Origin of the sequence: Aestuariirhabdus litorea, assembly GCF_003864255.1 — a bacterium.
Taxonomy (GTDB): Bacteria; Pseudomonadota; Gammaproteobacteria; order Pseudomonadales; family Aestuariirhabdaceae; genus Aestuariirhabdus; species Aestuariirhabdus litorea.
Genome location: NZ_QWEZ01000002.1, coordinates 197,002 through 210,350, shown reverse-complemented (window position 1 = coordinate 210,350; position 13,349 = coordinate 197,002). Strand labels below are relative to the sequence as shown.

Sequence of the window (13,349 nt, the reverse complement as noted above, 5' to 3'; positions counted from 1 at the left end):
AAATGAGTATTCCTATGTTTCAAGATGCATTTAAAACCCTAAAAATTGCGGGGGCTATCGTTGCCTTGATCGTCGGTGCCGGCTTTGCAACGGGCCAGGAGGTGATGCAGTTTTTTGTAGTGCATGGAAGCCTGGGCCTAGCAGGAACCCTGATTTTCTTTGCGCTCTGCTCCTATGCAACGATCTCTCTTTTGCTGGTGGGGCAAAAATATCACTTCAAGAGTGGCGAGGAGGTTTTTCGCTACTATCTCGGCGATATTGCAGGAAAGCTGATGTCCTGGTTTGCCACACTGTTCCTCTTTTCTGCCTATGTGGTGATGTTGTCGGGAGCGGGCTCGGTGATTTCACAGTCCTTCGGGGTGCCTGTGGCAGCGGGGGCCGGCCTAATGGCGGTGCTGGTGCTGCTAGTGGTTATATTCGGGTTGCAACAGCTCGTTAATGTTGTTGGATCAATAGGGCCCCTGCTGGTTGGCCTGGTGGTGGTGATTGCACTGTCGGTGCTTATGGACACCGGGCTTGGTTTTGATTATGACCGGCCTTTGGCGGAGTCCGGGGCCCAGTACCAGGCGACGCCCTACTGGTGGCTCTCTGGAATTATCTATCTCGCCTTCCAGGTGATAGGGCTGGCCAGTATCTTGCCGGTTATTGGTGGGCGGGAGAAAATCAGTAAAAACCTGATCGGTGGCGGCCTTCTGGGGTCCTTGCTGCTGTTCCTGACGTTGCTGTTGTTGGTGCTCGCTTTGATTGCTTCAACGCCTGCTGTTACTGGTGCGGAAATCCCCACCCTGGTGCTCGCGGCGCAGAGTACGGGAAAAATTGCAGAGCTGTTTGTTTATATCATTTTGGCGGGAATATTCACGACCTGCGCCCCCTGCTTGTGGATGGTTTTGGCCAGGTTTTCTCCGGACGATAAAAGCAAAAAATATCGGCTTTATGCGGCCGTTCTCTCCCTGCTTGGTTATTTCTGTTCTGTGTTGCTGCCTTTTTCTGCACTGGTCAATTTCATCTTTCCGCTGGCCGGCTATTTAGGGGTGATATTTCTGTTTTTTGTTGCGAGAAAGCAGGTGTTCGGTAAAGCCCGGGTGGAAGCCTAACCCGCTAAGGGGTTGTGAGTTTTTAACAATGAACAGGGCTGACTGGCCACCGGTGTTGTTGATCGGTGGCCTGCCCTCCGTCAAGGCGGTCAGGAGTAAAATAACAACATGAAAGTAACCAATAGGCGCCTCAGCGGTGCATTAGGGATGGCCTTGTGTTTAACCGTCGCTCCCCTTATGGCTTCAGACTACGATATGGTGATTGAAAACGGTCGTGTCATGGACCCGGAAACCATGCTTGATGCGGTCTTGAATATCGGCGTCAAGGATGGCCGGATCGTTAAAATCACCCCCTCAAAGCTGGAGGGCAGCACCACCATTGATGCGACGGGCCAGGTGGTTGCCCCCGGCTTTATCGACACCCATTTCCATTCGCTTGATGGTTTGGCCGTCAAGCTGGGCGCCCTGGATGGCGTCACCACCGGGATGGACCTGGAGGTGGGTGCGATCGGTATTGCTGACTGGTATGAATCCAAAAAAGGAAAGTGGCCCTTGAACTATGGCACGGGCATCAGCCATGAAGGTGCTCGCCTGCAGGTGCTCGACCCTGAGGTCAAAATTGACGTTCCACAGGATGCGATCGGAATTATTGGTGCATTGCGTAATGCCGCTGCCAAGGATGGGGTGAGCGGCTGGTCGGTATCAAAAGCCGACCCCGAGCAGATGAATCAGATTTTAAAAATCCTCGATGAGGGTTTCAAAGAGGGTGCCCTTAACCTGGCGTCGACCACCGCCTATATGCGCAATGGGCTTACCTCCTTTGAGATGTATCAGTCCATGAAGGTCGCTGCCAACTGGGGACGCTTTACCTCTTCCCATACACGATTCCACGCAAACCCCGTTAACCCAGAGGCGCAGCTGGGCTTTGATGAGGTGTTTACCAATGCCATGGTGTTGGGGTCGCCTCTGCTGATCGCCCACAATAATGATTATGGGTGGTGGGAGATCGAAGAAAAGCTCAAGCTCGCTCGCGAGCGAGGGCTCAATATGTGGTCGGAATATTACCCCTACGGTGCGGCTGCCACAGCGATTGGTTCCTCCTTTCTGGTGCCTGAATCGGTAGAAGGGGTGTTCGGCTATAAATATGAGGACATTATGTATGATCCTCAGCAGGATAAATTCCTCACCAAAGATGAATACCTGGCCCTGGCCAAGGAAGAGCCCGGCCACCTTGTGACGGTATTCAGTCCGCCCCGTAAGGACTGGATGAAATCCTGGCTCAGGGTACCTCATATGACCGTTGCGGCCGACTCGCTCTCCTCAGAGCTGGGTCTTGATTCCTGGGATGTTGCACCGACTGAATACAAGGGGCATCCCCGCACAGCGGGAACCCGAGGACGGGTGCTGCGTATGGCGCGTGAAGAGGGCGTACCATTGATGTTTACCTTGTCTCAAATGTCCTATTGGCCCGCGATGCACCTCGGGCAGGCAGGGGTACAGGCGATGGATGAGCGGGGGCGCCTGCAGGAGGGAATGGTCGCAGACATAACGATCTTCGATCCCGAAAACGTCACTGACAACGCAACCTATAAGCGGGGTGAACAGGGATTGCCCACCACCGGTATCTCCTATGTGATCGTTAATGGTCAGGCCGTCGTCGAGAACGGAACCTTCAAGAAGGTGTGGGCAGGCCAGCCTATCCGCTTCGAAGCGGATGAGGAGGGTCGGTTTCAAGGGCTGGATCACTCAGAGTTCCTGAAAAACATTACGATTCCTGCATTCACAGTCGATGAGTCCGGCCACGGGCATGATTTCGGCCATTGAGACGGGCCGGATAAACGGGCGATAACATTCTGGGTCACCGCTGGCTTAAGGACGTAATTGGCACCTAAACCCAATAAAGGCGATCCCGCACCGGCGGGCTCGCCTTTATTGGTTTGGGACGACGGTCGATCCGGGCCGGTCAGGGTGGCAGCGTGTCCTGCCGCTGCAAACTGGCCCCTTAATCGGGGGCTCCCAGCGCCTCTTTCTGTTTCGTTTCCTGGGGTCTCCGACACCGGCAGAGTTGTCCTTTTATAACAAGCAGTGCGTGATAAGTGGGGCAATACTCAAGCACGAAATAACAAAACATAGACCGGAGGATTTATGGCAGAACGATCGAAAGCGCTGGAGCTACTGTGCCAGCGTGTACTGAGTACCCGCGAACAAATAGGTGACGCCTGGGCGCACAATGCGGATCCTGAAACGGGCCAGTGGAACACCGTCGCCACGGGTGACTGGGTCGAGGGCCACTGGATTGACATGCTGCGCATGACCGGTGACCTGCTGGATCGTCCAGATCTCGTCGAGGAGGCGTTCCGCCGCACCGAGAGCGTGCGCTATAAGCTCGAACTGGATGATATGTTTCGCGGTCACCGCTTTGCCTACTCCGCCGCGCGCCTCTATGGCGCCACCGGTGACCAGCACATGCGTACGCTGGCGTTGGCCGCAGCCTGGGCAATGCGCTCCAGCGCCAACAAGGGCAACGGTGCCATGCCGGTGGGCAGCCAGTGCCAGGTACTGGGGGCCGTTGAGTTCGCCGATGAGGTGGTGAAGGGAGCCCTGTCGCGTAACACCGTGTGTGTCGACAACGTACACCCTGCGCTGATCCTGGACTGGTGGGCCTGGAAAGAAACCGGCGACGACACCTTCCTGAAGGGTGCCGAGCGGATGCACAAGGTGCTGGAGGACCACTTCATTCGTGAAGATGGCTCCACCATTGAGAACATCATGTTTAACTGGGAGACCGGTGAGCTGATCGGTGAGATTCCCACCCTGCTCGGCTATGCCGATGACTCGTGCTGGTCGCGTGGCCAGTCCTGGGCCATTGCCGGAACCCTATGGGCCTACGAGCACACTCGCAATACCCACTACCTGCAAACCGCTAAAAAGCTGTTTGACTACTGGTGGAATAAAGTGGGTGCCGAGATCCCACCCTGGGACTTTGACGACCCTAGCCCGGATGCGCCCCTGGATACCTCGGCTTCTGCCATCGTCTGTTCGGCGCTGGCCCGGTTGGCGGTGTTGGATCCGCTTCCGGAAGAGGCGAAGCCCTTCACCGACCGCCTCGAGCCCATGTTGGAGAACCTGTGCAAGCACCTGACGCCGATTGACGATCAGGATGAGCGCCCGGTGGGGATGCTGTTGGACGGCTGCATGAATGGCCGGAAAAAGGTTGCCCCCAAGAACGAAACCATCTGGGGCGACTTCTTCCTGATGGAAGCCCTCTACTGCCTGGAGAAGAAGGGCCTGTACTCCTGATAGCCGGGAGCCGGCCCGGGCCAACAACCCGGGCCGATCAACAGGGAGAGCGGCAACAGCCCTCTCCCGTTTTTTCTGCACCATTCGCTAACCCCCGTTACAGGAGCTGCAATGCATCCCGTTGAGTTTTTTGAAGATTTCGAGATGGGGACATCACGTGTCACCCATGCGCGAACCGTTACGGAAGCCGATATCGTGATCCATGCGGGTCACTCGGGTGACTTTATGCCCCACCACACCGATGCCGAATTCTGCAAGACCCAGCCCTTCAAGAAGGTCATTGCCCACGGCACTATGACTTTCGCAATGGCCATCGGCCTGTCGGTGTCCGGCCAGCCCTTGAACCCCAATGGGATGTCCTACGGCTACAACAAGCTTCGTTATCCCAAGCCGGTGTTTGCGGGTGATACGATCCGGGTCAGGATCACCGTTCACTCCAAGGAGGACCACCCCAAGAAAAAGGGGTATGGCCAGGTCGTGGAGGTAAAGGAGGTGCTTAACCAGCACGACGAGGTGGTGATGTACGCCGAGCACGTCCTCTTTGTGAAAAAGAGAAACGCTTGAAAAACCGATGATGGGCTGGACCCACAATCGAGAGTGGGCATCGCAATGGACGGGGAGGGCCTGTTATCTGCCCGCACTCCATATCCCTTTCAATGTCAGGCGGCCCGTTGCAGGTTTACCTCTGGCGCGCCGGGGTGACAGGCCTCAGGCTACGTAAGCCCGGATGAACAGGTGATGGATTGATAGAGACCGCCGGCCACAAAGCGAAAGCGCCGAACACGACTGGCCCTGGACCGGGTCATAGGTCTGGAAGGACGGCGGTATTGGGGTTGCCGCTTGGCCTCCGTCCACTATGGCGCCGATATCGATCCGGCGTCGATCGACCAGGCGGCAGCGGACACAGGCTGGGGCGGGTTGGCGAGAAGTGACTACACTTAGGCTCCGGCATCAATTTGATGCGACCTAGAGAGGACACAGCGATGATGAATAAATCCACCCTGTTGGCTGGTGCACTTTCACTGGCGATGATCACGCCGGTGATGGCGGGACACTGCCCCCTCGACGCCAAGGCAATCGATAAGGCATTGCAGACCACCTCCCTGTCTGCAGCGCAGAAAAGCGAAGTGCAGGCACTAAGGGATAAGGGGATGGAGCTTCACAAGAGCGGTGATCACAAGAAGTCTGAGCAGAACCTGGCTAAAGCCATGCGGATGCTGCTCGAAGCCGAGTGATCAGGCTGCTTGATTCGCAGGATGCGAGGGCGCACCCCGTCGCGGGATGGGGTGCGCCTGCCCTTGGTCAACCTTTTGACCCCTGCAGGTACTTTCGGGTTAATGCCTCAAAGCGTGGGGTGATGCCGATATCTTCGTAGAGCGGGTCTCCCATTTCATCCCGGGCGATCACTTTCTTACCCTGGACGTAGGGTAGCGCTTCCTCAACCTCGTTTAATGCGGTCGCCACCAGGTCTCCCAGAATCTGCTCCTGGCTGCGTCCTGGATAGATGTCGGCCAGAGCGCGCAGGCGAGCACTGTCGTGGGCGGTCAACTTAACCCTGAGTTCATGGTCGCGGGGTGCCTTGCTGGACTCCCCCTCCCAGGCGGCGATCAGTTCCCTTACGTTGTTCATGGATCCCTCTTGTACGGTCAACAATGGAGATGCAAGCGGCGGTATTGCCGCTCAGCCACATAGATTCAGTATATCGGCTGTGCGTGGGTAAGGAGGGGAAATTATCCCTGCCCCGCCCGCAGCGGATCCGGCGGGCGAGGAGGCGGTCTGAGGCTAGAGGGATTCGCTCAGCATGTATCGGATTGCGGCCCGCAGGTCAGCGTCGCTGCAGTCGCTGCACATTCCCCGCGGGGGCATACGCCCCTCGAAGCCCTTCTTGGCCTGCGCTAGCAGGGCGTCCACCCCTTTACGGGCACGGGGGGCCCAGTCCGCTTTCTGGCCAATACGGGGGGCTCCCATGACGCCGGTGTCGTGGCAGCCATAGCAGCTGCTGGAAACAATCTGCTGCCCGCGTTTACGTTCGGCACTGGACACCCTAATGCCGGTCTCCTGCCGGGGTGGGGTTGCGGGTTTGGCAGTGGGGGGCGGTTGGCTGGTCTCGGGCGAGGAGGCCGGACGTGTGGTGACGGTCACGGTGACCGTCACCTGAGGCTCGCCGGCAACGGCTTCACGGCTGACCTCATGGTGCTCGGGCACAGGTGCCGCGGCACTGGGATCGCAGGGATCTCCCTTAAGGCAGACCCGCCCATAGGGCCGCAGCCGCTCGGTCAGCGAGCCTGTTTGTGCGTAGCGATAGCGGTCCGGCTCGGCCGCAGGCGTTGTGGCCACTACTTGCTGTTCACAGGGGTCCCCTTTCAGGCACAGGGTACCGTAGGGTTTGAGGCGCTCGGCAATGGCACCAGGGCTGGCCTGGGCCACTCCACTTAGGGTAAAAAAGGAGAGCAGCAGTAACAGGGGTACAAAGGGGTGTCTGGTCATAGAGTCATATTGTTGCTTGCTAAGCCCTCCTGGCCCAACGTCATGAAAACGCGCTCCCTGCGCTTTCGCTCCAGAAAACTATAGAGTAGATAACCGAGGAATAACAGGCTGTAGCCCGCCGCCTGCGCTTGCAGTTGCTTCAGGTCAGTGGGATGGGAAAATTACGGGCTGGTCATCGGGCGCAGGGTTGAACCTGCCCGTTAAAGTGACGAAGATGGGGCCCACTGAGTTCAACCACAACACGGGAGGAGCAATGCCAACCAAGGTATCCGAGTACATGACCGCCAAGGTGATTAGCGTAAAGCCTGACCTGGGGGTGCGCGAAGCCTTTTTTATCATGCGCGATGAGGGGGTACGTCACCTGCCGGTGGTCGATGACGAGAACCAGCTCGTGGGCATCGTCAGCGACCGCGAGCTGCGCCGCCCTAACTGGGTTGATGAGGATCGCGATATCACCCATATCTATGACCTCAACAACGACCTCGACGTCGGCGATATCATGGTGCGCAATGTCTTTTGTGTACACACCTACGACAGCCTCAGCAAAGCGGTGAAGCTGCTGCTGGAGCAGCGGGTAGGGGCTGTGCCGGTACTCGACAAGACCCAAACCCTGGTGGGTATGCTGTCGGCCATTGATCTGCTGCAGGCCCTCGACCACAAGCTGGACGCCGAACGAAAGCGCTAGGGTCTCTCCATCACAGGGGATAACACTAGTGGGCCGTTACCCCCTCAGCCTCCCGCTCGCGGTGGCCCAGCAGATCCTCAAGAATCAGGTAGTTGACGGGGACAATCAGCAGGGTAATCAGGGTCGCGAACAGGATTCCGAAGCCCAGGGATACGGCCATCGGGATCAGGAACTGGGCCTGGGTGCTCTTTTCGAAGATCAGAGGCATCAAGCCGAAGAAAGTGGTCAGCGAGGTCAGCAGCACCGGGCGGAAACGCGCTACGCCAGCCCCCCGCACCGCCTGCTTGAGGTTGAGCCCCTTGCGTCGCTGCTGGTTAATGTAATCGACCAGCACCAGCGAGTCGTTGATCACCACCCCGGTCAGGGCGAGCATCCCCATCAGGCTCATAATGGTCAGGCTCATGTCCATGATCCAGTGGCCGACAATGGCACCGACCACCCCAAAGGGGATGATCGACATCACCACCAGGGGCTGGACATAGGAGCGGAAGGGGATCGCCAGCAGGGTGTAGATGACAAAAAGCACCCCCAGCAAGCCCCAGCCCAGCTTGCTGAATGAGTCCGCCTGCTCGCGGGCCTCACCCTCCAGGCTATAGCCGATGCCGGGGTAGAGGGGTTTCAGCTCATCCATAAAGCGGCGCAGGTCGCGCTTAATCGCTTCGATATCGGCGCTCTCCTTGTTGGCGTCCGCAGTCACATTGACCACCCGCTCCCGGTTGAGGCGGTGGATCGCGGTCGGGCTGCGTCCGGGTGATATTTTGGCCACTTCAAAGAAGGGCACCTCTGCCCCCTGAGGGGTACGGATAAACATGCTTTGCAGGCTGTCCAGAGACTCGCGCTGGCTGGCGGGGAAGCGGACCATGACCCGCACATCCTCCCGGCCGCGCTGGATACGCTGCAGCTCGAAGCCGAAGAAAGCGGCCCGCACCTGGCGAGCGAGGTCATTGAGCGTGAGGCCCAGCAGCTCAGCCTGGGGTTTGATACCGAGTTGTAACTCCTCCTTGCCATTGGAGAGGCTGTCCTGAATGTCGAACAGGTCGGGGAAGGTGGCCAGATGCTGGCGCAAGCGGGCGGCCACGGCGCGTAGCTCGGTAAAATCATTACCGTAGAGCTGAACATCAACGGGGTCGCTGCTGCGACCGATCTCGGCCCTGAGGGTCAGGCTCTCAAGACCGGCGATGGTACCGATCTTCTGTCGCCACTGGTTCACCAGTTGCGAACTGGTGACATTGAGGGTGCGATGTTCCGGAGCAACGATCTCAAACATCACGCGCCCTATATTGGATTCGCCGCCCCCGCCGCCCCCCGTCGAACCGGTGGTGGCCAGCACCTGGGTGATCACACTCTCGCCGGTGGCGGGGTCGATGTATTGTTGCTGTAGCTCACGGGCGGCTTTCGCCATCCTCAGGATGTGGCGATCGGTGACTTCGAAGGGGGTCCCCGCCGGCATGGTGAGGGTGGCGCGGGCGGTTTCACTTTGCACCTTGGGGAAGTAGATGAAGCGCATCCAGCCGCTCGATACCATGGCAAACACGATGGCGGAGATGCCGCAGATCACCGCCAACGACAGGTAGCGATGTGCCAGCACCCGGTCCAACACCGGAGCGTAGTAGCGGCGAATGCCGGTTTCCAGGCCGCGCGCGATAGCAATCTGCAGGCGTGAGAAGCGTCCCTCCCGCGCTGAGGGGGGCTTGATGTTCTTGAGGTGAGCGGGCAACACAAACTTGGATTCGATAAGGGAAAAGAGCAGCACGGGGATCACGATCATCGGGATCTGCGCGAAGACCGCCCCGCGCGGCCCACCAATCATCAGCAGCGGGGTAAAGGCGGCGACCGTCGTGAGGACGCCAAAGGTGACCGGGATGGAGACCTCCTGGGTGCCCTCGATGGCCGCGTGCAGCGGGTTCTCAGAGCGCTGCAAATGTGTGTAGACGTTTTCGCCGGTGACAATGGCGTCATCCACCACAATACCCAACACCAGGATAAAGGCGAACAGGCTGATGATGTTGAGGGTCACCCCCAGCATCGGCATGACGATAAAGGCACCCAGAAAGGAGACCGGGATACCGATAAAGACCCAGAATGCCAGTGCCGGGCGCAGGAACAGGCTCAGTAGCAGGATCACCAGAATTCCCCCCTGCAGGGCACTGTCGGTGAGGGTCTTGAGACGCGCCTTGACGATCTTGGAGCGGTCACGCCAGAAGCCCAGATCCACCCCCTCCGGTAGGGTGGGGGCCGTTTCAGCGATGTATTGCTTGACCGCATCCGCCACCTCGATGGCACTTTGGTCACCGATTCGATACACCTCTACCAGTACCGCCGGCTTGCCGTTGAAGGAGTTGATGATAAGGTTTTCATCAAAACCATCGCGCACGGTAGCAATATCGCTCAGGTGCAGCAGGGTGCCATCACTGCGGGTGAGGATGACGATCTCTTCGAACTCGCGCTGGGTATACGCCTGCCCCTTGGTTCGCACCAGCACTTCACCACTGCGGGCGCGGATGTTGCCCGCCGACAGGTCGAGGGAGCTGTTGCCCAGCCGATCCGCGACCTGTTCCAGGGTGAGCCCAAACTCCTTGAGGGTACGTTCATCCACCTCGATGGAGATCTCGTAGGGGCGAACCCCCTCCAGCTCCACCTGGGAGATGCCCGGCAGCCGTACCAGGTCGTCCCGTATCCGTTCTCCCAGCAAGCGTAACTCCATCTCGCTGAGATCACCGGAGGCCACCACGCTGATCACCTCCCGGGTGCGCTTACGGGTGGCCACCACCGGCCGCTCGGCGTCCTCCGGCAGCGTGCTGATGGCATCGACCCGGCTTTTGATGTCGTTCATCAGCTCCCGCGAATCGAAGCCGCTGGCCACCTCGACAGTGACTTGCGAGCGTCCCTCGACCGAGCGGGAGCGAAGCTTTTCGATCCCCTCCAGGTCATGGATCGCCTCCTCAATGCGGACTGTGACACTCTCCTCCGCTTCGGCGGGGGTGGCGCCCCGGTAGGCGACATTAATGGTCACGATATCGAGGTCAATGCTGGGGAACACTTCCAGCGGAACCCGGTTGCTCATGGAGTAGAGGCCGACACCGATGATGGTGACCAGTAGCAGGTTGGCGGCGACGTGGTTACGCGCAAACCAGGCGATCATGGCGTGCATGGATTAGCTCCCCTGCCCCGGTGAGGCATCGGTGGGGGCCGCTTTGGCCGGCTGGCTGGCGAGCTGGGCCTTGCCATCGAGGGTGCTGATGGTCACCGGCGTGCCGCTGATGGCGCTGCCGGTGGGTGAGATCACCAGCTGCTCACCGCTTTGCAGTGGCCCCTCAATGACGGCTGCGTCGGGATCGCTCCAGACCAGCTCAACCGGAAGGCGCTGCAGCTTGTTGTCCTTGACCAGTGCGATCTGGTTATCCTGGCGCAGCGCGCTGCGTGGCATCACGTAGACATCGCGCAGCAGGGTGCCCTGGATTTCGGCTTCGACAAACTGGCCGATCTTGAGGGGAGGGCGCTGGCTGCCGTCGTTGCCGTAAGGGTCATCGACCCGCGCCACCACAAAGAGCTGGCGGGAACCGCTGTCCACCGCCCCTTCAGCGCGCACGATCCGCCCTTGCCAATGGTATTCGGATCGGCCCAGGCGTGCTTTGATGGTGACGTCGGGGTAGCGCAGGTCGGCCTGGGGTCGGTTACCGCGGTAGAGCTCGGGAATCTCAACGAACTCGAGCTGGCGGCTGTTGAGCGGCAGGCGTACCTCCACGAAGTCGATGGCGTAGATCTCCGCCAGCTCGCTGCCACTGGTGACAAACTGGCCAATATCCACCTGTTTGCTGAGGATGCGACCGGCGTAGGGGGCGCGGATGCGGGTGCGCTGAAGGTCGAGCTCGGCCTGGGTGTACTGGGCTTCGGTCGAAGCAATTTTTGCGCGGGCGGCGGCCAGCTGGGGCTCGCGAAGCACCAGTGGGGTGGGCTCGCCGGCTTCGCCGAGCCGCTCCCAGTCCCGCTTCGCCTGCGCGGCCCGGGCCTGCTCCTCCTGAAGCTCAAACCGGGCCTGGATTAATGCCGCGCGGGCAATGGTGAGGGCGGCTTGATAGTCACGGTCATCGATCCTCAGCAGTACCTCCCCCTTGTCGAAGAAACGCCCTTCGCGGAAGTTGTCGGAGACCGCGACAATGGTGCCGGAGACCTCCGGAATCAGGCTGCCCTGGGTATGGGGATGGACCGTACCGTGGCTGCTGAGTACCACCTGGTAGTCGGTCGGCACCAGGGTCAGGGCCTCGACGGAAAGCGCTGCGCGGGGTTGGGGACGCTGGCTCGGGGCGGGCTTGTTGTTGATGATGTAATGCACCGCGGCCAGGCTCAGGCCCAGCACCAGCAGGGGGGGGATCGCTTTACGCAAACGGGACATCAGGGTTCCTCGAGGGGGCTGGGGGAGAGGGCAAAATCGCCGCCCAGCGCCAGATAGAGATTAATGCGGTTTTGCAGCAGCCGGTTGCGCACCTCGATCTCGGCACTCTGGGCGTCGAAACTACGGCGTTGGGACTCCAGCACGGTAACAAACTCCACCAGCCCGGAACGGTAGCTCTCGAAGGCCAGCTTTTCGGCGCTGATGGAGTCGGTGGCGGCGTTTTTCAGGGCCCGCTGCTGCTCCAGCAGGAGTCCTTCGTCGCCGAGCGCCTGTTCAACCTCGGCAAAGGCCCGCTGCACCGTAGCGGAGTAGTCAGCCTCGGCTTCCCGGGTGCGGGCGCGGGCCTGGAGCTCTCCGGCTTCCAGTCGGCCAGCATTGAAGAGCGGAGCGGTCAGCCCCCCCAACAGGGACCAGCCGAGGTAGTCGCTGCGCAGCAGGTCGCCCAGCTCGTCGCTTCGCGTGCCGCCGGTGGCGGTCAGGCGCAGGCGGGGATAGCGCTGCAGGTGGGCCTCCTCGGCGCGCAGGTCAGCCGCTCGCAGGCTAAGGCGGGCGGCGATCAGGTCCTGCCGGCGTTGCAGCAGCTCTGAGGGGAGGCCGGCCGGCGGGGGCTCTGTAAGGGTGGGCACCGAGGCGGGCGCCTCAAGGGCGGTGGCCGGGTAGCGACCCAGCAGGATCTCCAGCTCACGGGTACGTTGTTTCAGTGTTTGAAGGCGGGCCTGGCGACGGCTACGGTCCCCCTCCAGATCAGCCCGGGCCAGGTAGAGATCAAGGGAGTCGCTAAGACCACTGAGGTAGTTCTGGCGAATGATCTCCAGGTTGCTGGACTGGTTGTTGAGGCGTCGCTCCACCAGGTCGAGCTGCATGCGCGCCTCGCTGAGGTTGAACCAGGCGCTGGCGACATCGGCGGCCAGCTGGAAACGAGCCTGCTCAAACTCCGCCTGGCTGGCGAGGTAGTCATTGAGGGCCGCCTGGGTGCTGGCATCGAGCCTGCCCCAAAGGTCCAGCTCCCATACCAGTTCCAGCTCGGCGGAGAAGCTGTTATCGATGGTCGACTCGCCCCCCTGGGTCTGCTTGCGCCGCAGCGCATCCAGGCCGGCGTTGAGTTCGGGGTAGCGATCGGCGCCCGCAATGCGTGCTTTAGCAAGGGCGACCTCGCTGCGAGCCCGGGCCGCACGCAGTGAGTAGTTGGCGGCCAGCGCCTCGGCCACCAGCTGGTTGAGTCCGGAGTTGGAAAAACTGTCCAGCCAGGGCTCGCGGTCCATCTGCTGCTGCAACTCGTCGGCGGACCACTGGTTAGCGACGATGGGGGTGGAGGGCTCGACCCGGCTATCGATGGTGCTACAGCTTGCCAGTAGCAGACAGCCGAGCATGGATACGGTAAGTTGAAACGGTTGGGGCATGTGAGCAGCAGTCGTGTGCCAGAAAATGCAGTCAGGGTTCGGGTTAATAA

The 13,349-nt window shown here is 60.1% G+C and carries 11 protein-coding genes; 6 read left to right on the top strand and 5 right to left on the bottom strand.

Annotated elements, in window-relative coordinates; genetic code table 11:
• The first annotated feature begins 14 nt into the window (after nt 1-14).
• From D0544_RS10995 to D0544_RS10975, 5 genes are all read left to right on the top strand, one after another.
• Entirely contained in the window at nt 15-1,094 is a 1,080-nt protein-coding gene (locus D0544_RS10995) for a YkvI family membrane protein (protein WP_125016112.1), read from the top strand.
• A 108-nt stretch (nt 1,095-1,202) separates the two neighbouring features.
• Nucleotides 1,203-2,858 (top strand): amidohydrolase family protein, encoded by a 1,656-nt coding sequence (locus tag D0544_RS10990; RefSeq protein WP_125016111.1) that lies wholly within the window; start codon nt 1,203-1,205, stop codon nt 2,856-2,858.
• Between the two features lie 321 nt (nt 2,859-3,179).
• Entirely contained in the window at nt 3,180-4,334 is a 1,155-nt protein-coding gene (locus D0544_RS10985) for a YyaL domain-containing protein (RefSeq protein WP_125016110.1), read from the top strand.
• A 111-nt stretch (nt 4,335-4,445) separates the two neighbouring features.
• Nucleotides 4,446-4,898 (top strand): MaoC family dehydratase, encoded by a 453-nt coding sequence (locus D0544_RS10980; protein ID WP_125016109.1) that lies wholly within the window; start codon nt 4,446-4,448, stop codon nt 4,896-4,898.
• A 419-nt stretch (nt 4,899-5,317) separates the two neighbouring features.
• Nucleotides 5,318-5,569: a hypothetical protein gene (locus D0544_RS10975; RefSeq protein ID WP_243647320.1), complete on the top strand. Its 252-nt coding sequence runs from the start codon at nt 5,318-5,320 to the stop codon at nt 5,567-5,569.
• A gap of 67 nt (nt 5,570-5,636) precedes the next feature.
• On the opposite strand, the gene D0544_RS10970 is transcribed toward D0544_RS10975, so the two are convergent.
• Together D0544_RS10970 and D0544_RS10965 are read right to left on the bottom strand one after the other, a co-directional pair.
• On the bottom strand, nt 5,637-5,963 hold the full coding sequence (locus D0544_RS10970) for a type 1 pili tip component (RefSeq protein WP_207905861.1): 327 nt from the start codon (nt 5,961-5,963) through the stop codon (nt 5,637-5,639).
• A gap of 153 nt (nt 5,964-6,116) precedes the next feature.
• Nucleotides 6,117-6,821, bottom strand: coding sequence for a c-type cytochrome (locus D0544_RS10965; RefSeq protein ID WP_125016108.1), 705 nt, complete (start codon nt 6,819-6,821; stop codon nt 6,117-6,119).
• Between the two features lie 253 nt (nt 6,822-7,074).
• Between D0544_RS10965 and D0544_RS10960 the strand changes: the two genes are divergently transcribed.
• Entirely contained in the window at nt 7,075-7,506 is a 432-nt protein-coding gene (locus D0544_RS10960; protein WP_125016107.1) for a CBS domain-containing protein, read from the top strand.
• Nucleotides 7,507-7,531: 25 nt separating this feature from the next.
• Here the strand turns inward: D0544_RS10960 and D0544_RS10955 are convergent, their stop codons facing one another.
• The 3 genes from D0544_RS10955 to D0544_RS10945 are packed head-to-tail and all read right to left on the bottom strand — an operon-like array spanning nt 7,532 to nt 13,299.
• Nucleotides 7,532-10,657, bottom strand: coding sequence for an efflux RND transporter permease subunit (locus D0544_RS10955; RefSeq protein ID WP_243647319.1), 3,126 nt, complete (start codon nt 10,655-10,657; stop codon nt 7,532-7,534).
• 3 nt (nt 10,658-10,660) lie between these two features.
• On the bottom strand, nt 10,661-11,899 hold the full coding sequence (locus D0544_RS10950) for an efflux RND transporter periplasmic adaptor subunit (RefSeq protein WP_125016106.1): 1,239 nt from the start codon (nt 11,897-11,899) through the stop codon (nt 10,661-10,663).
• Entirely contained in the window at nt 11,899-13,299 is a 1,401-nt protein-coding gene (locus tag D0544_RS10945) for an efflux transporter outer membrane subunit (protein ID WP_125016105.1), read from the bottom strand. The genes D0544_RS10950 and D0544_RS10945 overlap by 1 nt, the downstream gene beginning before the upstream one ends.
• Between the last annotated feature and the right edge of the window lie 50 nt (nt 13,300-13,349).

Bases quoted from the DNA above. Each gene is read 5' to 3' on its own strand.
- D0544_RS10960 (WP_125016107.1), top strand. From the start codon at position 7,075: ATGCCAACCAAGGTATCCGAGTACATGACCGCCAAGGTGATTAGCGTA.
- D0544_RS10980 (WP_125016109.1), top strand. From the start codon at position 4,446: ATGCATCCCGTTGAGTTTTTTGAAGATTTCGAGATGGGGACATCACGT.
- D0544_RS10970 (WP_207905861.1), bottom strand. From the start codon at position 5,963: ATGAACAACGTAAGGGAACTGATCGCCGCCTGGGAGGGGGAGTCCAGC.
- D0544_RS10945 (WP_125016105.1), bottom strand. From the start codon at position 13,299: ATGCCCCAACCGTTTCAACTTACCGTATCCATGCTCGGCTGTCTGCTA.
- D0544_RS10975 (WP_243647320.1), top strand. From the start codon at position 5,318: ATGATGAATAAATCCACCCTGTTGGCTGGTGCACTTTCACTGGCGATG.
- D0544_RS10995 (WP_125016112.1), top strand. From the start codon at position 15: ATGTTTCAAGATGCATTTAAAACCCTAAAAATTGCGGGGGCTATCGTT.
- D0544_RS10965 (WP_125016108.1), bottom strand. From the start codon at position 6,821: ATGACCAGACACCCCTTTGTACCCCTGTTACTGCTGCTCTCCTTTTTT.
- D0544_RS10950 (WP_125016106.1), bottom strand. From the start codon at position 11,899: ATGTCCCGTTTGCGTAAAGCGATCCCCCCCCTGCTGGTGCTGGGCCTG.
- D0544_RS10990 (WP_125016111.1), top strand. From the start codon at position 1,203: ATGAAAGTAACCAATAGGCGCCTCAGCGGTGCATTAGGGATGGCCTTG.
- D0544_RS10955 (WP_243647319.1), bottom strand. From the start codon at position 10,657: ATGCACGCCATGATCGCCTGGTTTGCGCGTAACCACGTCGCCGCCAAC.
- D0544_RS10985 (WP_125016110.1), top strand. From the start codon at position 3,180: ATGGCAGAACGATCGAAAGCGCTGGAGCTACTGTGCCAGCGTGTACTG.